Below are 19,310 nucleotides of genomic sequence, written 5' to 3'. Positions count from 1 at the left end.
GGCTTACTCGGCAGCCTCGGTCACGCCCACAAGAACATCGCGGATCGCGGCCTCTTTGATGTCATCATGCTCGGCAATAACCACCATGCGCGAGCGGCGGTCTTCGCCGGGTTCCCACGGACGGTCATATTGATGGCGAACACGCGCGCCGACGGCTTGCACCAGCAGGCGCATGGGTTTGCCCAGAACAGCGGCATAGCCTTTGACGCGCAGGATGTTCAACTCTGTCGCCAGACGTTCGATCTTGGTGACCAGATCAAGTGGATCAGACTGTTCGGGCAACTCGACAATGATGCTTTCGAAATCGTCATGTTCGTGGTCATGATGGCCGTCGTGATGCGAGGGTCGCGCATCCATGTCATCCTCGGCAGCGGCCTCCAGGCCCAGCACAACGCGCACATCCACGACACCTTCGGCGACTTCGACCACAGGCAGCGGGCGCGGCGCTTCGGCGGCGATGATTGCTTTGGCCTTTGCCACGCCTTCGGGACCGGCCAGATCCGGTTTGGTCAGCAGGATTATATCGGCGCAGGATATCTGATCCTCGAATACTTCTGACAGCGGGGTTTCATGGTCAATCGAGTCATCCGCCAAGCGCTGGGCATCCACGGCCTCGACATTCGGCGCAAAGCGACCAGCGGCGACAGCCTCGGCATCCGCTAGAGCGATTACGCCATCCACCGTGATTTTAGACCGGATATCTGGCCAATCAAACGCTTTCAGCAGTGGTTTGGGCAGGGCCAGACCGCTGGTTTCGATCAGAATATGTTCAGGGCGCGGCTCTAGCGCCATCAGCGCCTCGATGGTCGGGATAAAATCGTCAGCCACGGTGCAGCAGATGCAGCCGTTCGCCAGCTCCATGATGTTCTCTGCCGGGCAATCCGGGATGGCGCAGGATTTCAGGATATCGCCATCGACACCGACATCACCGAATTCATTGACCACAACGGCCAGGCGTTTGCCCTGCGGGTTCTGCATCAGATGCTTGACCAGCGTGGTTTTGCCCGAGCCCAGAAAGCCGGTGATGACAGTGACGGGAAGTTTTTCGAGAGTAGACATGGGTCAAGCTCCAATCGGGGGAATACGGGCCGCACAGTTTTTGCGGAAATGTTCAGGACGTTCGCGCCATTTGACCAAACCATCGTCAGTGGCCAAATACTTGGTCACACCTTCAATGATCGTTTCGACATGGTCGGTTTCGTTGAGGTTTTCGTAGACAAAAGTCCAACGCGCGGGTCCCCCACGCAGCACGATGGAACAGCCCTGATCGCAATTTGACAGGCATTCCACAGGCTTTAGGTCGATCCCGTCTGGCACGCCGGCCTGTTCCAGCGCCTTGTGCAGCAAGGCACCAGGGCGCTGGGTGTCGTCTTCGATCGCCAGGCCACGGCGGCATGTCGTGCAGACCAGCAGTTCAACTGGTGCGGCTTTATTCATCTCTCTCATCCCCCTTAGTCAAATCTGGGGGACGGGGTTTCATGTGGGCCGATCCAAGCCCCACACCGGAACACCCCGTCCGGTTTCATCTTCGGGCGCTGGCAGGTCTCCCGGCTTGCGGATGTCAGGGTGTATACCCTGTCGGATGTCCCGCCTTCCCAGCCTTTGGCCAGTGGCTTTGGGCACCCTCTCCGGTCACGGTCGCGGGGGCGGCTGCGTTTGGCGGTAAACCCGTTGACGCATTCCCTTTTCATCCTCTTACGAGGACACCAACGGATCGGACATGCGGCACTGATACGGTGCTTGTCAAGCGTGTCGCCGACAACCGCAACGCCGGGTGCAGAAAAACGACCTGTGGCGGTCGTTGGGCGGCATGTCAGGGCTTAGCCTGCGGCTTTCGAAAGGTTTGACAGCGATCACTTCACTGAACCAAATGTTTGACGAATAACTAGACTGCCATTCATAACAGCAGACACGGGCCATTGGCGGGTGCGTTTTGCTCTGGTATCTGGAAGCTTTGTGAGAGTGGTGGGCGACCCTGGAATCGAACCAGGCGTGCGTCTCCGCGAGGGAGTTACAGTCCCCTGCCACACCTTGCGGCCTGTCGCCCACTGTCAGGCGTTGCACCTGACGTGGAGGCGTGATTACTAGCGCACCAAAGGAGCGTCAACAGGAAAATACGGCTTTGACGCAGGAAAGCGAATTCACGGCCCGGAGGCCCTCAGAATGAAAAAACCCAAGTGGGTTGTCGAAAAGGAACAGGCGCGAAAAGCGGCGGCCGCCGAGACGGTTTGGCTGTTTGGTTTGCACGCCGTGCGCGACGCCTTGATGAACCCCAAACGCCAAAAACTGCGCCTGATTGTAACGCGAAATGCGCAGGACAAACTGGTTGAAGCCATTGAATTTGCGGGGATTGAGGCCGAGATGGTTGACCCGCGCAAATTCAATGCCCCAATTGACGCGGGTTCTGTGCATCAGGGCGCGGCACTTGAAGTTAAGCCCCTGGAGTGGGGCGGTTTGGCCGAGAACTGCATCGGACGGGAACACCCCCGCGTGATCCTGCTGGACCGTGTAACGGACCCGCATAACGTAGGTGCGATTCTGCGGTCAGCCGAAGTGCTGGGTGCAAGCGCGGTGATCGGAACCCGGCATCATTCTGCCCCTGAAACCGGGGCACTGGCAAAAACCGCCAGCGGCGCATTGGAACGCCAGCCTTATCTGAGGGTGCGCAATCTGGCCGATGCCATAACCGAGCTTCAGTCGATGGGGTTTCTGGTGCTCGGTCTGGATGGCGAAGCGGATGAAACTATTGAAATTGCCCTTGGGGATCAAAGGGATCGACCTGTGGCACTGGTATTGGGTGCTGAAGGGCCAGGATTGCGGCAAAAAACCAAGGAAACCGTCGACCAATTGGTGAAAATTGACGCATCGGGGGGATTTGGATCACTGAACGTCTCAAATGCTGCTGCAATCGCCCTATATGCCTCTCGGCACCATTAGCGAGGAGAGTACTATTTCCGGACCGTCCAAAATCGCCACCTGCTGCTACTGCGGTACACGGGCTGCCCTGGTTCTGACAGGACAGAACCGGCATGAGCTGAGTTGTTCCAACTGCGGCGCACCGCTGCACGATCTTAAGAAACTGCCGAAGCACAAGGTTCAGAAATCAAGGCCTGACCAGGTCGCGATAAGTCATGCGGCGTCTCCGAAATCGCGAAAAAAGAAGAAGAAAAAGAGCACGCTTTATCGTGTTCTGGATGAGGCCTGGGATGTCATAGAAGACATCTTTGACTAAGGGCTGCTCCGCACTCGCAAGGATGTTCACATCCACGTCAACTGGGGTTTCACAGCCGCCCAAAAGTTGCATCTTAGTCGCTCGATTCTTTGTCACGGGACCCAGATGCAAAACCGCCGTTTCCTATTCGGTATACTGACAGCCATCGCCCTTGCGCCCGTCGCTTGGGCGCAGGACAAGCCTGTCTATTATGCGACCGAAGGGGCCGCGATGGCGGGGTATGATCCGGTGTCCTATTTCGACAGTGCTGCACCGGTTCGGGGTGAGCCGAGCATTGCTGTCATGTGGAAAGGGGCCCAGTGGCATTTTGCGTCACAGGAAAATCGCGAGCGGTTTGAAAGTAACCCGCGCGCCTTTGCACCTCAGTTCGGGGGCTATTGTTCCTATGCGATGGCAAATGGGGTTCTAAAAAGCACTGACCCCATGGCATGGCAGGTCGTGGATGGGCGTTTGTATCTCACTCATTCCCCAGCAGTTGAACGGATGTGGGAACAGGACAGAGCGGCGAATATTCATCTGGCCGAGGAAAATTGGCCCGTCATTCTGTACGAAGACTAGCCGATTGTCCGTATTTTGTGAAAAGTCATCACAAAAATGAGCGCATGGTCTTTTTTTTTACCAGATCATGCCTAAATGTCACAGTGACCGCGGAACGGAACTGCCGCGGGTCATTTCACTGTCCCTCGTTCCAACAACTGGCGCCCAAGGCTTCTTGGGCGCTTTTTTCTTTTTTGCGGCTATGATTAGGATGCAACCATGGCAAACTACTCTGACGCGCATCTGAAAACCATCCTGCAACGCACCAAAACCATCGCGGTAGTTGGGGTGTCGATGAACCCGGTGCGGCCCAGCTATTATGTGGCGCGGTATCTTTCCTTGAAGGGATATACCGTGATCCCCGTCAACCCGGGCCATGCTGGCAAGGACTTGTTCGGTCAAACGGTGCGTAGCGCCCTGTCCGAGATTTCTGAACCTGTCGATATGGTTGATATCTTCCGACGTTCCGAGGCTGTTCCGCTCATCGTCGACGAAGCGCTGGAGGTATTCCCCAAGCTTCGGACCATCTGGATGCAGATCGGGGTAGAGCATCCTCAGGCCGCTGAAACGGCGCAGGCCCGTGGTGTGGATGTGGTGATGAATCGATGCCCGAAGATCGAATATCAGCGCCTGTTTGGCGAGTTGCGCATGGGTGGGTTCAGCACCGGTATCATCTCATCCAAGCTGTAAGCCTAGTTTGCAACATAGGGTTTCAGCCGTGCCACCTGCGCCTGACGCCGTTTTTCCAGAACAACATCGCGCGGAACCCAGTCATATCGGCTGTCGTCTGACAGCGGTGACCAGAACAAAACCCCGCCATAGCGCCACGGGTCCAGCACAACACCTTCGTACATCGAGCCTCCGGCGCGGCTGATGATCGCCGTGCTGTGGTCGATGCGGAAAGGGTTGTCGGCATTGGCGATGGCGCGGTGCAACGCAAGCGTTTCGAAGTTTTCCTGTTTCAATCGGCGCTCGATGTCTTCGGCCCAATGCCAGCACAGCCCGCGTGGGCGTAGCCCCTGATTGACCTTTGTATTGTGGATCAGCGGGGGGTCGGTGATCTGATATTCCTGTACCAGTTGCGCGGTGTAGGAATAGGCGATCCGGGCAGCGCGGTTGGCCTCTTCCGGGTCAATGTCGGGGCCTAATGCCAGGATTTCGGTCGCAAGGCGCTGAACCTCATCGCCGGTCTGCGGGGGAGGGGTGGCACAAGCCGCCAAATTCACAAGGGCCAGAACAAAGGCCAAAGCTCTGATCATTCCGAGTTCCCCTATTGAGCCTTCCGAAGGATCATAAGCCGGGGGTGCGCAGATCGGAACCCTGCTTAGCGCGCGGCCTTCTCAGCAATGCCGCTGGTGCCCTGTCGCCGTTCGAGTTCAGCGAGCACATCATCCAGCGCAACATCGCGCGCTGCCAGCATCACCAACAGGTGGTACAGCACATCGGCCGCTTCGGAGGTTAGCCGAACCTTGTCGCCTTTGACGGCTTCGATGATCGCCTCAACGGCTTCTTCCCCGAATTTCTCGGCGCATTTTTCTGGGCCCTTGGCCAGCAACTTGGCGGTCCAGCTGGAGTCTGGGTCAGTCCCTTTGCGGGCTTCGATGGTTGCAGCAAGATCGTGGAGAATACTCATGTCAGCCTCATCGGAATACCCGCAGCGGCCATGTGTTCCTTGGCCTCGCGGATGGTGTATTCGCCGAAATGGAAGATCGAGGCCGCCAGAACCGCGCTTGCACCACCCTCGGTCACGCCTTCGACTAGATGGTCGAGATTACCAACACCGCCGCTGGCGATCACCGGCACGTCCACCGCGTCACTGATCGCTCGGGTCAGGGGCAGGTTGAATCCGGCCTTGGTGCCATCACGGTCCATAGACGTCAGGAGGATTTCCCCTGCACCTTTGGCTACAACCGTCTTGGCGAACTCGACCGCATCGATCCCGGTAGGTTTGCGTCCGCCATGGGTGAAAATCTCCCATTTCCCCGGGCTTACGGTTTTGGCGTCGATGGCACAGACGATGCACTGACTACCAAACTGGTCCGCGGCCTCTGCGATCACATCCGGGTTGGCGACGGCGGCCGAGTTGAAGCTGACTTTATCAGCTCCCGCCAGCAGCAGGGCGCGCACGTCGTCCTTGGTGCGCACGCCTCCACCTACGGTCAGGGGTACGAAGCATTGTTCGGCAGTGCGCCGGACCACATCGAACATCGTGCCGCGGTTTTCATGCGTCGCGTGGATGTCCAGAAAACAGATCTCGTCCGCGCCTGCGGCATCATAGGCTTTGGCCGATTCCACCGGATCGCCCGCATCGCGCAGGCCCACGAAATTCACGCCTTTGACCACACGGCCATCGGCAACATCCAGACAGGGTATGATGCGGGTCTTGAGCATGAACCTTCCTTTGTTTGGCGCACCTCTACCGGCAAAGCCCCGCCGATGCCAGACTTGTGATTGTGATCTGAGGCGAAGCCATGGAAATTAGGTGCGAAATTCAGCAAAAGGACGACTGCGATGAGACATCTTCTTCTGGCATCAGTTTTCACAATCGGAGGCGCTCTGACCGCCATGGCTGACGATATTATCAAGATTCAAACCGAAAAATCCGTGGCCGAAGCGCTGGATGCGTTGGAAGCCGCCGTGGGCAATGCGGGCGCAACCGTTTTTGCGCGGATTGACCACGCGGCAGGGGCCGAGAAGGTGGGCACGCCGATCCCACCCAACCAAGTGTTGATTTTCGGGAACCCCGCTCTGGGCACACCCGCGATGCAGATCGATCCTCGTGCTGGACTGTTCCTGCCATTGAAGGTTCAGGCCTATCAAGATGCAGAGGGTCAGGTCTGGTTGGCCTATGAGGACCCGAAAGAAACGATGGACGAGTTGGACGACGTCGAAAACGCGCCCGTTGTCGAGAAAATGCGCGGTGCTCTGGCCAAGCTGACTGCGGCGGCGGCTGGTTAAGCCCTAGGCGCTTGCGCGACTGACGCGTGCAAGCGCATTTCTGGCGATCAGGATGTGGAAGGGCAGGATTGCGGCCAGGTACAAGCGTCCGCCCAGATTGTGCCGGTGAACCCAGGTCGCCAGCGAGATGCGGCCGTTCTCAGATAAGACCGACACTCGAAAATCCAGATGGCGGTCGTTGAAGCCTGCGATCACCTCGGTCTCATCATCGTGTTCAACTGGAAATATCCCAACTTTATCCATTGCGCTCGGCCCAGTGGTGCTGAGTCCGAACGGCGCCACCAATAACCCGCGCAATCGAACAAGCGCCATGGCCCATGCCGGAAAGCTGGTGATGATTTCTGCTGCCTGACGTGGTGATAAATCCGACGCGACGCTGAAACAGTCCAGGTAATCGCCCTGTTTGAGTCGTTTATGAAGCAAGCTTCGGGCTGATAGTGCCGTGCGTTTGACAGCGGAATGGAACATTGCCCTATTCTCTGAGAGTTGTCAGAGCCTCTTTCAGATCGATCGCCCCATCATAAAGGGCGCGTCCGGAAATGGCACCGTTCAAGGCTGCGCCACAATCGCGCAGGGCGAGCAGATCTTCAATCGAAGAGACGCCGCCCGAAGCGATCACAGGGATGGAAACGGCTTTCGCCAGCGCGGCGGTTGCGTCGATATTCGGGCCCTGCATCGCCCCGTCCCGGTTGATGTCGGTGTAGATGATCGCCGCAACGCCTGCGTCCTCAAAACTGCGCGCCAGATCGGTGACCTGAACGTTCGTTTCTTCAGCCCAGCCTTTGGTTGCGACCAGGCCGTTGCGTGCATCGATCCCAACGGCGACCTTGCCAGGGAAGGTTTTGGCCGCTTCGCGCACCAGATCGGGGTTTTCAACGGCGACTGTTCCCAGAATGACGCGGGCCAGACCTTTGTCGATCCAGGTCTCGATGGTTGCCATGTCGCGGATGCCACCGCCCAACTGCGCGGGCACGTTGCAGGCCTTCAGGATCGCCTCGACCGGGGCGGCATTCACCGGCTCACCCGCGAAGGCGCCGTTCAAATCGACAAGGTGCAACCACTCGCACCCGGCCTCGACAAAAGCACGGGCCTGCGCGGTCGGGTCCTCATTGAAAACGGTGGCTTTATCCATCTCTCCGCGCAGCAGGCGCACGGCGTTGCCGTCTTTAAGGTCGATGGCGGGGTAGAGGATCATGTCGGGCGGCCTTATCTGAATGTTACATGGGCGGCATATCGCACAAGGCGGGCCGGGGATGCAACGCGACGCAAAGTCAATCTTGTCCGATGCCCAATGGCACGCCAGACTGACACCAAATCAGGGAGGTTACTATGATGAAATTTGCAACATCCGTTGTCTTTGCAACCTTGGCGACCGGCGCAATGGCGGCGGACCCCGTTGATGGGCTTTGGAAAACACAACCGGGTGATACCGGGGGCTATCTGCATGTCTCAATTGCTGAATGCGGCAGTGCGATCTGTGGCACTATAGACAGTGCGTTTGATGGCAATGGCGATCAGCAACTGGATTATGAGAATCTGGGCAAGCAGATTATCTGGGACATGGTGCCCGAAGGTGGCGGCAGCTATGACAGCGGCAAGATTTGGGCCCCCGACCGGGACAAGACCTACAATTCAAAGATGACCCTGGACAGCCAGAACCAACTGACCGTCAAAGGATGTGTCGCTGGTGGTCTGGTCTGCCGGGGGCAGACCTGGACGCGCGTTCAGTAAATTTTTAAGGGGCCCAGGTCAGGAAATTCCCGATCATGCGCAGGCCTACATCCTGGCTTTTCTCCGGGTGAAACTGCATCCCCACCATCGTGTCGCGGCCGATCACGGCCGTGACCTCTTGCCCATAGTTCACATATGCCAAGCGCTGCGCCGGGTCTGTGGCACGGAAGTGGTAAGAGTGGACGAAATAGGTATGATCACCGGATGCGACCCCGTTGAACACTGGGTGATCGCTTTCCAGAACCAGATTGTTCCAACCCATATGTGGCACCTTCAGCGCAAAATCTGACGGTTCAATCCGCACCACATCGCCAGCCACCCAGCCCAAACCATCGGTTTCGCTGTATTCATGGCCCTTTGTTGCCATCAGCTGCATGCCGACGCAGATGCCCAGAAACGGGCGGCCTTTCTGTTCGACCGCTTCGACCATGGCGTCGTAGATACCCTTATGCCCCCGCAGCTCTGCCGCGCAGGCGGGAAAGGCTCCATCACCGGGCAACACTAGCCGATCGGCGCGTGCAACAACATCCGCATCCGAGGTCACCACGACCTCGCCCGCGTTCTGTTCCTGTGCCATGCGTTGAAACGCCTTCTCGGCCGAGTGCAGATTACCGCTCTCGTAGTCGATAATGGCAGTCAGCATCTACAAGGCACCTTTGGTCGACGGAATCGCATCTGCCTTGCGCGGGTCGGTTTCGACCGCCTCGCGTAGCGCCCGCGCAACCGCTTTGAATGCGGCTTCGGCAATGTGATGGCTGTTAAAGCCGTGCAACTGGTCGATATGCAAGGTGATGCCCCCATGGGTGCTGAGCGCCTGAAAGAACTCACGCACCAACTCGGTGTCGAACGTGCCGATCTTCTGGGTTGGCAGGTCCACGTTCCAAACTAGGAACGGACGGCCCGACAGGTCCAGTGCACAACGCACTTGCGCATCATCCATGGGCAGGTGGCATTCACCATAGCGGCGAATCCCCTTTTTATCGCCCAAAGCCTGAGTCAGCGCCTGGCCCAGCGCGATCCCGGTATCCTCGACCGTGTGGTGGTCGTCGATGTGATAATCGCCCTTGGCCCGGATCGTCATGTCGATCAGCGAATGACGCGCCAACTGGTCAAGCATATGATCAAAAAAGCCAACACCGGTCTGGTTGTCATATCGACCGGTCCCATCCAGATTGACCTCGACCGAGATCTCGGTCTCGGCAGTCTGACGGCTGATCTTAGCGCTGCGCATGGGCGAATTCCTTTTGCTACAGGGGCGCTTATAGACGCGGACGGGCTGCCTATCCAGACCGCTTGATGCCTTCGCTGCAAACTGTTGCAGGGGATTGCACACAGGCGCGGCCCGTGCCAGCCTGCGTGCAACACGAACCAACAAGGCCCGGCCCATGTCCACCTGCGTTTTCATCCAGATCCGCTGTAAACCCGGCACCACTTACAAAGTGGCGGAAGAGATCGCGCTGCGCGAAATCCACTCCGAGCTCTATTCTACCAGCGGTGAATATGACCTGATGCTGAAGCTCTATATTCCAGAATCCGAAGATGTGGGCCATTTCATCAATGAAAACCTGCTGGTGATTCCCGGTATCGAACGATCACTGACGACGATGACGTTCAAGGCCTTCTAGCCCAACTCAAACGTCGTCACGCCGAAAATCCGGTTCAGGTCGATATCGGGTTCATGGTTCGAATACATCCGGGCGGTCTCAAAGACCTTCTCTAGCTCCAACGCATCGGCCAGCGCAAAGGCGGCGGCGTTGGGTTGGGGCATGTCGATAAACACCTCATGCGTCGTATGATCCTCGGGTATATTGCTCAGAACCGAGGCCAGCAGCGCCTGCGCAATCTCAGTGCTATCTGCAAACAATGGCCCGATCTTGTATCCGGTCTGGCAGGGGCGCAGGGTCACGTAACCTTTGATCACCCCGTTTTCAACAAAGGTGCGCGAGGTATGGCTGGGTGCGCGCAGCCATTCACGCAGGAAAACGTCACGCGGGGCAGGGAACAGGGCCCGATCATAGGCCAGCAAATCCTCGGATATCTCAGTCAGAACGGATATGTTCGCAGTCGACTGCGATCCAAGCGCTGCCAATATCCCGGTTTTTGTTCCGCTAAAGCGATAGTTGTTATAGGCAAAGGTAAAGCCGGATTTGCGATAGTTGTCCTGTTGCTCGACCACACCATCCAGACCCATATTGCGCCCTTTGCAATGGGCCAGCGCGTGCTGGGCGATCTCCAGCCCATGGCCCGATCCACGAAATTCGGGGCGGACGATGTAGAAACCTAGAAATGAAAACGCGTCGTCGTAGTTCACAGCGGACACTGACGCGATCATCTCTCCATCCAGAAATCCGCCCAGAAAGCCATGCGGGTCAGTAGGGCGAAAACACGCGGCATCGTTCTGACCAGGATTCCACCCTTCGCGCCCGGCCCATTCAACGGCGTGCTGCAGTTCGGCTGCTGTAAGGGGTCGGATGACGTAGTCAGACATATTCAATGATCCTGTAATGCGCGGTGTCGCCAGAATGGGGCAACGCTTCGCAAAGGACCAGCATGTTCGGGAAAGGTTAGTATCTGGAGCGGGCGAGGCGATTCGAACGCCCGACCCTAACCTTGGCAAGGTTATGCTCTACCCCTGAGCTACGCCCGCATCAGATACTTGTATGGTCCAAAGACCTCTCAATGGAGCGGGCGAGGCGATTCGAACGCCCGACCCTAACCTTGGCAAGGTTATGCTCTACCCCTGAGCTACGCCCGCGCCGTTGAGTGAGGAGGGATGTATAAAGTCCCACGCGAGGCTGCAAGCGGAAAAACACAAAATTCCGGAAAAATCTTTCGACGGAAACCGGTGTCTGGTGCGTTGAAGAACCAGAGCAACTGAGACCGAAAATGGCGGAGGTGGAAAGATGGTACAGATTGCAGACCTTAAATTGGCGGCGCTTGCGGTGATGATTGTGATGGGATTTTGGATCATCAAAGCCGAGCCGGATCAGGTAAGCCATGCATATCCAGTGGGCATGGCGTGGTCCTTGGCCGAGGTCAGCGTGATGCCGGGGTAAGCCCGGTCGAGGGACCTACAAAGCCAGAATAAGATTGGCGATGGCGCTGAACAGAATGGCGGCAAAGGTCATAACCATACCGATCTGGCGCAGAACAATAACCTGCGGGTTGTGGCCAAAGCCATAGGCATGCATCAGCCGTCCGGCGAGGATCAACAAACCCAACAGATTCACTAACAGAGCTGGCGCGCCCTGCAATTCGACCATTGCAATCAAGAGCAGCGCAAAAGGTGCATATTCCGCGCAATTTGCGTGAGTTCGCATCGCTTTGATCAGCGCTTTGTCATCCCCATCCCCGACCGAGACCTTCCCGCTGCGGCGCGCCGAGATGACCTTTGCACTGAGCCAGACGTAAAGAATTGCGATCAATGCGGCATAGATCGGGGTAATGGTCAGCATTCTTGGGGCCTCCGTCAGGGTCATGCAAAATGGCCGCGCAGTTGCCCGCGCGGCCATTCAAAGCTTAGCTGATTTTACAGCTTATTCCAGTTCCACCAGCAGGTCCTTGGCGTCAATCTGCCCGCCAGGCTGAACATGAACCGCTTTGACCAGTGCATCGCGTTCGGCGTGGATGCCGGTTTCCATCTTCATGGCTTCGATGGTCAGCAGCAGGTCACCTTCTTTGACCTGTTGTCCGACACTGGCCGCTACCGTTGCCACAACGCCCGGCATCGGGGCGCCAATATGGTTGGCGTTGCCCGCCTCAGCTTTGGGTCGCGCCTGCGTGGACGAGGTGACCATACGGTTCGGCACCCGGATCACCCGAGGTTGCCCGTTGAGTTCAAAAAAGACTTTGACCTCGCCCTTTTCATCGGTCTCCCCGATGGCCTGACAGCGGATTTCCAGCGTCTTGCCCGGGTCGATCTCGGCGGTGATCTCGTCCCCGGGTTCCATTCCATAAAAGAAGGTGCGGGTCGGCAGCGTGCGAACGGGGCCATAGGTCCGGTGACGGCCCATATAGTCGAGGAACACCTTAGGATACATCAGGTAGCCATTGAGGTCCTCGTCATCAACCTCCTTGCCTTCCAGTTGCTTGGACAGCTCGGCGCGGGTGGCTTCCAGATCAACCGGAGGCACGTCCTTTCCGGGGCGCTGCGTGTTCGGCGCTTCGTCCTTCAGCACTTTCTGGATGATGGTGTCAGGGAACCCGCCCGGAGGCTGACCCAGATTGCCGCGCATCATATCCACGACCGAATCGGGGAAGGCCACATCGGTATTCGGATCCTCGACCTGTTCACGGGTCAAGTTCTGGCTGACCATCATCAACGCCATGTCGCCAACGACCTTGGAAGACGGCGTGACCTTGACGATGTCACCGAACATCTGGTTCACGTCGGCATACATCTGTGCCACTTCGTGCCAGCGCTCTTCCAGACCCAGGCTGCGCGCCTGTGCCTTGAGGTTGGTGAACTGACCGCCCGGCATCTCGTGCAGGTAAACTTCGGACGCCGGGGCCTGAAGGCTGGATTCGAAGGCCGCATACTGGCCACGCACAGCCTCGAAGTAATCGCTGATTTCACGGATGGCCTTGATGTCCAGCCCGGTGTCGCGGTCGGTATGGCGCAGCGCCTCGACCACCGTACCCAGTGTTGCCTGGCTGGTGTTGCCCGAGAAGCTATCCATCGCGCAGTCAACAGCATCCACGCCCGCCTCGGACGCGGCAAGAATGGTCGCGCTGGCAATACCGGCGGTGTCATGGGTGTGGAAGTGTATCGGCAGCCCGACCTCTTCTTTCAGCGCGCGGATCAGGATCTTGGCCGCAGCCGGTTTCAGCAGGCCCGCCATGTCCTTCAGGCCCAGAATATGGGCGCCGGCGTCGCGCAGTTCTTTCGCCATGCCGACATAGTATTTCAGGTCGTACTTGGCACGATCCGGGTCAAGAATATCGCCGGTGTAGCAGACGGTACCTTCACAAATTTTGCCGCTTTCGACGACCGCATCCATCGCCACGCGCATGTTCTCGACCCAGTTCAGCGAGTCGAAGACGCGGAACACGTCAATTCCTGTCGCCGCCTGACGCACGAATTCCTGCACCACGTTGTCAGGGTAGTTCGTATAGCCCACGCCGTTTGCGCCGCGCAGCAGCATCTGGGTCATCAGGTTCGGCATCGCCTCGCGCAGGTCCCGCAGGCGCTGCCACGGGCATTCCTGCAAGAAACGGTAGGCGACGTCGAATGTCGCGCCGCCCCAGCATTCGACCGAGAACAACTGCGGCAGGTTCGCCGCATAGCTGGGCGCAACCTTGATCATGTCAATCGAGCGCATCCGGGTGGCCAGAAGTGACTGGTGCCCGTCGCGCATAGTGGTGTCGGTGATCAGCAATTGTCGCTGGGCCTTCATCCAATCTGCAACCGCCTGTGGACCTTTCTGTTCCAACAGATTGCGGGTGCCCATCTGCGGCTCAGCCTTGAGCGCGGGCGCCTTGGCCTCTTTCAGATCGGAGCGCGGTTCCGGGCGATCCTTGGTCTCGGGATGCCCGTTCACGGTGATATCCGCGATATAGGTCAGCACTTTGGTGCCCCGGTCGCGGCGGCGTTTAAAGGCAAACAGGTCCGGTGTCGTGTCGATGAACTTGGTGGTGTATTCGTTCGACAGGAAGGTCGGGTGTTTCAGCAGGTTGATGACAAAGTCGATATTGGTGCTGACCCCGCGAATCCGGAATTCACGCAGTGCACGATCCATCCGGGCAATTGCGGCCTGGGGTGTTGGAGCTTTCGCCGTCACTTTAGTGAGCAGCGAGTCATAGTATCGTGTGATCACCCCGCCCGCATAGGCTGTGCCGCCATCCAGACGAATGCCCATCCCGGTGGCCGAGCGATAGGCGGTGATGCGGCCATAATCGGGGATGAAGTTGTTCTGCGGGTCTTCGGTGGTGATCCGGGTTTGCAGCGCGTGGCCGGTCAGATGCACGTCGGCCTGGCTGGCTGCACCGGTGGCTTCGGCCAAGGTCTTGCCTTCAGCGATCAGGATCTGAGCTTGAACGATGTCGATACCGGTGACCTCTTCTGTGACGGTATGTTCAACCTGCACACGTGGGTTCACTTCGATGAAGTAGAACTTGCCGGTTTCCATATCCATCAGGAATTCGACAGTGCCCGCGCATTCATAGTTCACATGGGCGCAGATTTTGCGGCCAAGTTCACAAATCTCGGCGCGTTGGTCTTCGGACAGATACGGGGCAGGGGCGCGTTCAACCACTTTCTGGTTGCGGCGCTGGACCGAGCAGTCGCGTTCATAAAGGTGATAGATCTCACCATGTTTGTCGCCCAGAATCTGCACCTCGACATGGCGGGCGCGGGTGATCATCTTTTCCAGATACCCCTCGCCATTGCCAAAGGCGGCTTCTGCCTCGCGGCGACCTTCCAGAACCTTCTCCTCCAACTCGTCCTCGGATTCGATCGGGCGCATGCCGCGCCCGCCACCACCCCAGGAGGCCTTGAGCATCAGGGGATAGCCGATTTCCTTGGCCTCGGCCCGGATCGCATCCATGTCATCGCCCAGAACCTCGGTTGCCGGGATCACGGGCACACCTGCTTCGATGGCGACCCGTCGCGCGCTGGCCTTGTCCCCCAAGGCGCGCATGGTTTCCGCTTTGGGTCCGATGAACGTGATTCCGTTCTTCACACAGGCATCCACAAAGCTGGGGTTTTCCGACAACAAGCCATAACCGGGGTGGATCGCATCCGCACCGCATTCCTTGGCGACGCGAATGATCTCATCAATCGACAGATAAGCGGCAACCGGGCCCATTCCCTCGCCAATGCGATAGGCTTCATCCGCCTTAAAGCGATGCAGACCCAACTTATCCTCTTCTGCATAGACGGCGACTGTGCGTTTGCCCATCTCATTGGCGGCGCGCATCACGCGAATGGCAATCTCGCCGCGGTTGGCGATGAGGATCTTTTTGAAGTCAGTCATAGCGGGTCCCGGTGTTGATGGTTTGGGCGTGTTCTTAGCCGGACACTACGCGCAGATACATCAGTCTTTCTGGGTAGAACCGGCATGTTAACGCTCGCAAACGCCTTTTGTTTATGCGCATTTCTTAACGTCGCTGCGATGCAGCATCAATTCTTTAATTTACTTTGGGTCAGCTGATCCAAAGAAAAGGCGCCCATCTGTCCCATGTTGGACAGCATATCCTGTTTCAGAATCTCGATCACATGGGCCGGACCTAGCGGTCCCAAGGCTGCCATCCCGTATAAAAACGCACGACCCAGCATCACAAAATCCGCCCCACAGGCCAGCGCGCGCAGGATGTCCAGGCCACCTTCGATGCCACTGTCAAAGATCAGCGGCAGGTTGGTTGCCGAACGCAGCTCTGGCAAGACGTCGATACTGGCGGGGGCCGCATCGAACTGGCGCCCGCCGTGGTTTGACACCCACAGCGCATCAACGCCCGCGCGCTCCAAAGGCTCGGCGTCTTCGGCGCGCATCACACCTTTGATGATCAATGGCCCGTCCCAGTGATCGCGCAGCCAATTAACATAGTCCATGTCTGGCGAAGTGCGCAGCAGGTACCCCACATGGGCGGTTGGCGGCAGGTTCTGTCCGCTATCGACATATTTGTCCAGCGTGCGCATTCTGGGCGACCCCTGCCGCAACATCCCTAACGCCCAGGCGGGTCGCATCGCGATCTGTGCCAACAGTCGTGGCGTCAGCCTTGGGGGTTGGGTAAGGCCCGAGCGTGTCTGACGCTCACGCCGCGAGGCCACTGGAACATCAACGGTCAGTACCAGAGTCGCAAACCCCGCGTTTCGTGCGCGCGATAGCAAATCGGCGCGTATCCCAGGGTCTTTGGGCGGATAGAGTTGGAACCATGCATTTTCGCCAATACTGGGTGCCAGATCTTCGGGGCTTTGTGCCGCGACCGTAGAGAGCGTGTAGGGCAGGCGGGCCTTGGCGGCGGCGCGGGCCAACAGACCTTCGGCATCCGGCCAGACCAATCCGGACATGCCGATCGGGGCAATACCAAACGGCATCGGGTAGTTCTGGCCCAAAAACTGCGTGCGGGTGTCAAAATCTCTCTCACCTCGCAGGATTGCGGGATAAAGCTGTATTCGGTCCAGAGCATCCCGGTTGCGCTGCAGGGCGGTTTCAATCCCTGTTCCGCTTTCTACGTAGTCCCAGACGAATTGAGGCAATCGTCGCTTTGCGCGGTGCTTCAGGTCCGGGATGCCGGGATAAGTGCTGTGCAAGTCCATGCGGATTGATCCGTTCTGCTTTGCGATTCGGCAAGCATCTGAGGTTGTTTTCCTGGTCTGCGCCTACAGTGGGGTGAGGTTCGTTCGTGATTTGTGGGTATTTGGTCCCAAAAAATGAGTGAACAAGCCGTGAACAAACTCTTCCCCTCGACAAGCAACCCGCGTAGTTTAGAGGGATGAGCAGTTACGACGAAATGGACGCCTTCGAAGGCGCATCGCTTTCGGCGCGGGCGATGCCTGCAGCCTCGGCAGAGTATCTTAATGATCTCAACCCCGCGCAGCGAGAAGCGGTCGAGCATCTGGATGGGCCGGTTTTGATGTTGGCCGGGGCTGGAACGGGCAAAACCAAGGCTCTGACGGCGCGGATCACCCATTTGCTCAGAACCCACAGGGTACGCGAAAACGAAATACTGGCGGTGACCTTTACCAACAAGGCTGCGCGCGAGATGAAAGAGCGTGTTGGGCGTATGCTGGGTCGGCCCGCCGAGGGGATGCCGTGGCTTGGCACCTTCCACGCGATCTGCGTCAAGCTTTTGCGGCGTCACGCAGAGCTTGCCGATCTGAAATCGAACTTCACCATTCTGGATAGTGACGATCAGTTGCGTTTGCTCAAACAGTTGGTGCAGGCGGCCAATATCGACGACAAGCGCTGGCCCGCGCGTATGCTCGCCGGCATCATCGATGACTGGAAGAACCGTGCGCTAACACCTGACAAAGTGCCCGCTGCGGATGCGGGGGCGTATAATAACAAGGGCATTGAGCTTTATGCTCAATACCAGACCCGATTGCGCGAGCTGAACGCTGTGGATTTCGGCGACCTGCTTTTGCACATGGTCACGATCTTCCAGACCCATTCGGAGGTGCTGGAACAATATCAACGCTGGTTCCGCTACATCCTTGTGGATGAGTATCAGGATACCAACGTCGCCCAATACCTCTGGCTGCGTCTGTTGGCTGGGGGGCACAAGAACATTTGCTGCGTGGGCGATGATGACCAGTCGATCTACGGATGGCGCGGGGCCGAAGTGGGCAACATCCTACGGTTCGAAAAGGATTTCCCCGGCGCGTTTGTGGTGCGGTTGGAGCAGAACTACCGCTCGACCCCGCATATTCTGGCGGCCGCATCGAATGTCATTCGGGGAAATGAAGGCCGGTTGGGCAAGGAGTTGTGGACTGATCGCGAAGACGGAGAAAAGGTTCGCCTGATCGGCCATTGGGATGGCGAGGAAGAGGCGCGTTGGATCGGCGAGGAAATCGATGCGACGCAGGGAGGTACGCGCGGCGTGCGGCCGATGAACCTTGATGAGATTGCGATACTTGTACGCGCCTCGCATCAGATGCGGGCGTTCGAGGATCGGTTCCTGACTATCGGTCTACCCTATAAGGTGATCGGCGGCCCGCGCTTCTATGAGCGGATGGAGATTCGCGATGCCATGGCCTATTTCCGGCTGGTGGTCAGCCCCGAGGATGACCTGGCGTTTGAGCGGATCGTGAACACACCCAAGCGAGGTTTGGGAGACAAGGCACAGCAGACGATTCAGGTGGCGGCGCGTGAGAACGGGGTGTCTCTGGTCGAAGGCGCGCGGCTTGCGGTCGAAAATGGCCTGATCAAAGGCAAGGGCGGCACGGCGCTGCGCGAGTTGATCGACGGTCTGGCGCGCTGGAATGCGATGACACGGGGCCCGCGGATTGAGGTCGATGATGACTCGGTCATCGACGATGGCGTGTCGCCGATCCGCTATGGCGCGCCCGAGCATACGCATATCGAGCTGGCGCAGATCATCTTGGACGAGTCCGGCTATACCGGTCACTGGCAGAACGACAAAACACCCGAAGCGCCGGGGCGGCTAGAAAACCTCAAGGAACTGGTGAACCAGCTGGACAATTTCGAGAACCTGCAAGGGTTTTTGGAACATGTCAGCCTGGTCATGGACAATGAGCAGGATTCGGATGGCGCCAAGGTCTCGATCATGACCCTGCACGCGGCAAAGGGATTGGAGTTCCCAGCCGTGTTCCTGCCGGGGTGGGAGGATGGTCTGTTCCCCTCACAACGGTCGATGGACGAATCCGGGCTTAAGGGACTCGAAGAAGAACGGCGCTTGGCTTACGTGGGTATCACCCGTGCGGAAGAGGTCTGCACGATATCCTTTGCGGCCAATCGGCGGGTGTTTGGGCAGTGGCAGAACTCCATGCCTTCGCGATTCATTGACGAATTGCCCGAGGATCATGTTGAGGTGCTGACACCTCCGGGGTTGTATGGCGGCGGGCAGGTCTCGGCGGGTATTGAAACCCGCGCAGCCGAGGCGAATGTGTACAACTCGCCGGGCTGGAAGCGGATGCAGGCACGGCAGGGGCAGTATGGGATGTCGCAACCCAAGGAAAGCCGGAATACGGTGATCGATGTAACGGCAGTGGCCAGTTTCACCTTGGGTGAGCGCGTCTTTCATCAGAAATTCGGCTATGGCGGTGTGGTTGGTATCGAGGGTGACAAGGTTGAGGTCGAATTCGACAAGGCGGGGACCAAGAAAGTTGTCTCTCGGTTTCTGACGACCAAGGACGACGTGCCGTTTTGATCTTTTGCGAGGCTCTGCCTCG

Annotated in this window: 22 protein-coding genes, 3 tRNA genes and 1 riboswitch; of the genes, 9 read left to right on the top strand and 16 right to left on the bottom strand. The window is 58.0% G+C overall.

Annotated elements, in window-relative coordinates; translation table 11 throughout:
- Window positions 1-3: 3 nt before the first annotated feature.
- From cobW to AC2FGE_RS11760, 3 genes are all read right to left on the bottom strand, one after another.
- On the bottom strand, window positions 4-1,059 hold the full coding sequence (gene cobW, locus AC2FGE_RS11770) for a cobalamin biosynthesis protein CobW (RefSeq protein ID WP_496819405.1): 1,056 nt from the start codon (window positions 1,057-1,059) through the stop codon (window positions 4-6).
- A 3-nt stretch (window positions 1,060-1,062) separates the two neighbouring features.
- Window positions 1,063-1,437 carry a DUF1636 family protein gene (locus AC2FGE_RS11765; protein WP_496819404.1) on the bottom strand — a complete coding sequence of 125 codons (375 nt, stop codon included), beginning with the start codon at window positions 1,435-1,437 and terminating at the stop codon, window positions 1,063-1,065.
- Window positions 1,438-1,520: 83 nt separating this feature from the next.
- A riboswitch (cobalamin riboswitch) is annotated at window positions 1,521-1,726 on the bottom strand.
- Between the two features lie 237 nt (window positions 1,727-1,963).
- Window positions 1,964-2,047, bottom strand: a tRNA-Tyr gene (locus tag AC2FGE_RS11760).
- Between the two features lie 116 nt (window positions 2,048-2,163).
- Here AC2FGE_RS11760 and rlmB point away from each other — a divergent pair.
- The 4 genes from rlmB to AC2FGE_RS11740 all read left to right on the top strand — a co-directional run bounded on the left by rlmB (window position 2,164) and on the right by AC2FGE_RS11740 (window position 4,459).
- Entirely contained in the window at window positions 2,164-2,937 is a 774-nt protein-coding gene (gene rlmB, locus AC2FGE_RS11755; protein ID WP_496819403.1) for a 23S rRNA (guanosine(2251)-2'-O)-methyltransferase RlmB, read from the top strand.
- A complete protein-coding gene (locus tag AC2FGE_RS11750; RefSeq protein WP_496819559.1) occupies window positions 2,918-3,232 on the top strand; it encodes a hypothetical protein in 315 nt (104 codons plus the stop codon). Before rlmB ends, AC2FGE_RS11750 begins: the two co-directional genes overlap by 20 nt.
- Window positions 3,233-3,337: 105 nt before the next feature.
- Window positions 3,338-3,790, top strand: coding sequence for a YHS domain-containing (seleno)protein (locus AC2FGE_RS11745; protein WP_496819402.1), 453 nt, complete (start codon window positions 3,338-3,340; stop codon window positions 3,788-3,790).
- A 198-nt stretch (window positions 3,791-3,988) separates the two neighbouring features.
- Complete coding sequence (locus AC2FGE_RS11740; RefSeq protein WP_496819401.1) at window positions 3,989-4,459, top strand: CoA-binding protein; 471 nt, start codon at window positions 3,989-3,991, stop codon at window positions 4,457-4,459.
- Between the two features lie 2 nt (window positions 4,460-4,461).
- Here the strand turns inward: AC2FGE_RS11740 and AC2FGE_RS11735 are convergent, their stop codons facing one another.
- The 3 genes from AC2FGE_RS11735 to hisF form a co-directional block, all read right to left on the bottom strand.
- On the bottom strand, window positions 4,462-5,028 hold the full coding sequence (locus tag AC2FGE_RS11735) for a hypothetical protein (protein WP_496819400.1): 567 nt from the start codon (window positions 5,026-5,028) through the stop codon (window positions 4,462-4,464).
- Window positions 5,029-5,093: 65 nt separating this feature from the next.
- A complete protein-coding gene (locus AC2FGE_RS11730; protein WP_496819399.1) occupies window positions 5,094-5,402 on the bottom strand; it encodes a phosphoribosyl-ATP diphosphatase in 309 nt (102 codons plus the stop codon).
- Window positions 5,399-6,160 carry an imidazole glycerol phosphate synthase subunit HisF gene (hisF, locus tag AC2FGE_RS11725; RefSeq protein WP_496720581.1) on the bottom strand — a complete coding sequence of 254 codons (762 nt, stop codon included), beginning with the start codon at window positions 6,158-6,160 and terminating at the stop codon, window positions 5,399-5,401. The genes AC2FGE_RS11730 and hisF overlap by 4 nt, the downstream gene beginning before the upstream one ends.
- Before the next feature lie 120 nt (window positions 6,161-6,280).
- Between hisF and AC2FGE_RS11720 the strand changes: the two genes are divergently transcribed.
- On the top strand, window positions 6,281-6,727 hold the full coding sequence (locus AC2FGE_RS11720; protein WP_496819398.1) for a DUF302 domain-containing protein: 447 nt from the start codon (window positions 6,281-6,283) through the stop codon (window positions 6,725-6,727).
- A gap of 3 nt (window positions 6,728-6,730) precedes the next feature.
- Here the strand turns inward: AC2FGE_RS11720 and AC2FGE_RS11715 are convergent, their stop codons facing one another.
- Together AC2FGE_RS11715 and hisA are read right to left on the bottom strand one after the other, a co-directional pair.
- Window positions 6,731-7,150 (bottom strand): DUF2867 domain-containing protein, encoded by a 420-nt coding sequence (locus AC2FGE_RS11715; protein WP_496819397.1) that lies wholly within the window; start codon window positions 7,148-7,150, stop codon window positions 6,731-6,733.
- A gap of 49 nt (window positions 7,151-7,199) precedes the next feature.
- A complete protein-coding gene (gene hisA / locus AC2FGE_RS11710) occupies window positions 7,200-7,922 on the bottom strand; it encodes a 1-(5-phosphoribosyl)-5-[(5-phosphoribosylamino)methylideneamino]imidazole-4-carboxamide isomerase (RefSeq protein ID WP_496819396.1) in 723 nt (240 codons plus the stop codon).
- A gap of 134 nt (window positions 7,923-8,056) precedes the next feature.
- Here hisA and AC2FGE_RS11705 point away from each other — a divergent pair, with 134 nt between their 5' ends.
- Window positions 8,057-8,458 (top strand): DUF2147 domain-containing protein, encoded by a 402-nt coding sequence (locus tag AC2FGE_RS11705; RefSeq protein WP_496819395.1) that lies wholly within the window; start codon window positions 8,057-8,059, stop codon window positions 8,456-8,458.
- A 4-nt stretch (window positions 8,459-8,462) separates the two neighbouring features.
- On the opposite strand, the gene hisH is transcribed toward AC2FGE_RS11705, so the two are convergent.
- On the bottom strand, window positions 8,463-9,101 hold the full coding sequence (gene hisH, locus AC2FGE_RS11700; RefSeq protein ID WP_496819394.1) for an imidazole glycerol phosphate synthase subunit HisH: 639 nt from the start codon (window positions 9,099-9,101) through the stop codon (window positions 8,463-8,465).
- Window positions 9,102-9,689, bottom strand: a complete 588-nt coding sequence (gene hisB, locus AC2FGE_RS11695; protein WP_496819393.1) for an imidazoleglycerol-phosphate dehydratase HisB — start codon at window positions 9,687-9,689, stop codon at window positions 9,102-9,104.
- 154 nt (window positions 9,690-9,843) lie between these two features.
- Here hisB and AC2FGE_RS11690 point away from each other — a divergent pair, with 154 nt between their 5' ends.
- Complete coding sequence (locus AC2FGE_RS11690) at window positions 9,844-10,083, top strand: Lrp/AsnC family transcriptional regulator (RefSeq protein WP_170532103.1); 240 nt, start codon at window positions 9,844-9,846, stop codon at window positions 10,081-10,083.
- Here AC2FGE_RS11690 and AC2FGE_RS11685 read toward each other — a convergent pair.
- The 3 genes from AC2FGE_RS11685 to AC2FGE_RS11675 all read right to left on the bottom strand — a co-directional run bounded on the left by AC2FGE_RS11685 (window position 10,080) and on the right by AC2FGE_RS11675 (window position 11,213).
- Entirely contained in the window at window positions 10,080-10,946 is an 867-nt protein-coding gene (locus AC2FGE_RS11685) for a GNAT family N-acetyltransferase (protein ID WP_496819392.1), read from the bottom strand. The genes AC2FGE_RS11690 and AC2FGE_RS11685 overlap by 4 nt on opposite strands.
- An 84-nt stretch (window positions 10,947-11,030) precedes the next feature.
- Window positions 11,031-11,105, bottom strand: a tRNA-Gly gene (locus AC2FGE_RS11680).
- 33 nt (window positions 11,106-11,138) lie between these two features.
- Window positions 11,139-11,213: transfer RNA gene (locus AC2FGE_RS11675), tRNA-Gly, on the bottom strand.
- 148 nt (window positions 11,214-11,361) lie between these two features.
- Between AC2FGE_RS11675 and AC2FGE_RS11670 the strand changes: the two genes are divergently transcribed.
- Window positions 11,362-11,514 (top strand): hypothetical protein, encoded by a 153-nt coding sequence (locus AC2FGE_RS11670; protein WP_496819391.1) that lies wholly within the window; start codon window positions 11,362-11,364, stop codon window positions 11,512-11,514.
- A 15-nt stretch (window positions 11,515-11,529) separates the two neighbouring features.
- Here the strand turns inward: AC2FGE_RS11670 and AC2FGE_RS11665 are convergent, their stop codons facing one another.
- The 3 genes from AC2FGE_RS11665 to AC2FGE_RS11655 all read right to left on the bottom strand — a co-directional run bounded on the left by AC2FGE_RS11665 (window position 11,530) and on the right by AC2FGE_RS11655 (window position 16,715).
- Window positions 11,530-11,937: an MAPEG family protein gene (locus tag AC2FGE_RS11665; protein ID WP_496819390.1), complete on the bottom strand. Its 408-nt coding sequence runs from the start codon at window positions 11,935-11,937 to the stop codon at window positions 11,530-11,532.
- A gap of 57 nt (window positions 11,938-11,994) precedes the next feature.
- A complete protein-coding gene (locus tag AC2FGE_RS11660; RefSeq protein WP_496819389.1) occupies window positions 11,995-15,432 on the bottom strand; it encodes a pyruvate carboxylase in 3,438 nt (1,145 codons plus the stop codon).
- Between the two features lie 146 nt (window positions 15,433-15,578).
- Window positions 15,579-16,715 (bottom strand): alpha-hydroxy acid oxidase, encoded by a 1,137-nt coding sequence (locus AC2FGE_RS11655; protein ID WP_496819388.1) that lies wholly within the window; start codon window positions 16,713-16,715, stop codon window positions 15,579-15,581.
- Between the two features lie 176 nt (window positions 16,716-16,891).
- On the opposite strand from AC2FGE_RS11655, the gene AC2FGE_RS11650 reads away from it, so the two are divergent.
- Window positions 16,892-19,288 (top strand): ATP-dependent helicase, encoded by a 2,397-nt coding sequence (locus AC2FGE_RS11650; RefSeq protein ID WP_496819387.1) that lies wholly within the window; start codon window positions 16,892-16,894, stop codon window positions 19,286-19,288.
- Window positions 19,289-19,310 lie beyond the last annotated feature (22 nt).

The organism is Ruegeria sp. YTSA075 (genome assembly GCF_059610245.1).
The sequence above is the reverse complement of the archived record's forward strand: the minus strand, read 5'-3'. Positions and strand labels throughout refer to the sequence as shown.

Coding starts and splice junctions, on each gene's coding strand:
- cobW (WP_496819405.1), bottom strand. CDS start 1,059: ATGTCTACTCTCGAAAAACTTCCCGTCACTGTCATCACCGGCTTTCTG.
- AC2FGE_RS11765 (WP_496819404.1), bottom strand. CDS start 1,437: ATGAATAAAGCCGCACCAGTTGAACTGCTGGTCTGCACGACATGCCGC.
- rlmB (WP_496819403.1), top strand. CDS start 2,164: ATGAAAAAACCCAAGTGGGTTGTCGAAAAGGAACAGGCGCGAAAAGCG.
- AC2FGE_RS11750 (WP_496819559.1), top strand. CDS start 2,918: ATGCCTCTCGGCACCATTAGCGAGGAGAGTACTATTTCCGGACCGTCC.
- AC2FGE_RS11745 (WP_496819402.1), top strand. CDS start 3,338: ATGCAAAACCGCCGTTTCCTATTCGGTATACTGACAGCCATCGCCCTT.
- AC2FGE_RS11740 (WP_496819401.1), top strand. CDS start 3,989: ATGGCAAACTACTCTGACGCGCATCTGAAAACCATCCTGCAACGCACC.
- AC2FGE_RS11735 (WP_496819400.1), bottom strand. CDS start 5,028: ATGATCAGAGCTTTGGCCTTTGTTCTGGCCCTTGTGAATTTGGCGGCT.
- AC2FGE_RS11730 (WP_496819399.1), bottom strand. CDS start 5,402: ATGAGTATTCTCCACGATCTTGCTGCAACCATCGAAGCCCGCAAAGGG.
- hisF (WP_496720581.1), bottom strand. CDS start 6,160: ATGCTCAAGACCCGCATCATACCCTGTCTGGATGTTGCCGATGGCCGT.
- AC2FGE_RS11720 (WP_496819398.1), top strand. CDS start 6,281: ATGAGACATCTTCTTCTGGCATCAGTTTTCACAATCGGAGGCGCTCTG.
- hisA (WP_496819396.1), bottom strand. CDS start 7,922: ATGATCCTCTACCCCGCCATCGACCTTAAAGACGGCAACGCCGTGCGC.
- AC2FGE_RS11705 (WP_496819395.1), top strand. CDS start 8,057: ATGATGAAATTTGCAACATCCGTTGTCTTTGCAACCTTGGCGACCGGC.
- hisH (WP_496819394.1), bottom strand. CDS start 9,101: ATGCTGACTGCCATTATCGACTACGAGAGCGGTAATCTGCACTCGGCC.
- hisB (WP_496819393.1), bottom strand. CDS start 9,689: ATGCGCAGCGCTAAGATCAGCCGTCAGACTGCCGAGACCGAGATCTCG.
- AC2FGE_RS11690 (WP_170532103.1), top strand. CDS start 9,844: ATGTCCACCTGCGTTTTCATCCAGATCCGCTGTAAACCCGGCACCACT.
- AC2FGE_RS11685 (WP_496819392.1), bottom strand. CDS start 10,946: ATGTCTGACTACGTCATCCGACCCCTTACAGCAGCCGAACTGCAGCAC.
- AC2FGE_RS11670 (WP_496819391.1), top strand. CDS start 11,362: ATGGTACAGATTGCAGACCTTAAATTGGCGGCGCTTGCGGTGATGATT.
- AC2FGE_RS11665 (WP_496819390.1), bottom strand. CDS start 11,937: ATGACCCTGACGGAGGCCCCAAGAATGCTGACCATTACCCCGATCTAT.
- AC2FGE_RS11660 (WP_496819389.1), bottom strand. CDS start 15,432: ATGACTGACTTCAAAAAGATCCTCATCGCCAACCGCGGCGAGATTGCC.
- AC2FGE_RS11655 (WP_496819388.1), bottom strand. CDS start 16,715: ATGGACTTGCACAGCACTTATCCCGGCATCCCGGACCTGAAGCACCGC.
- AC2FGE_RS11650 (WP_496819387.1), top strand. CDS start 16,892: ATGAGCAGTTACGACGAAATGGACGCCTTCGAAGGCGCATCGCTTTCG.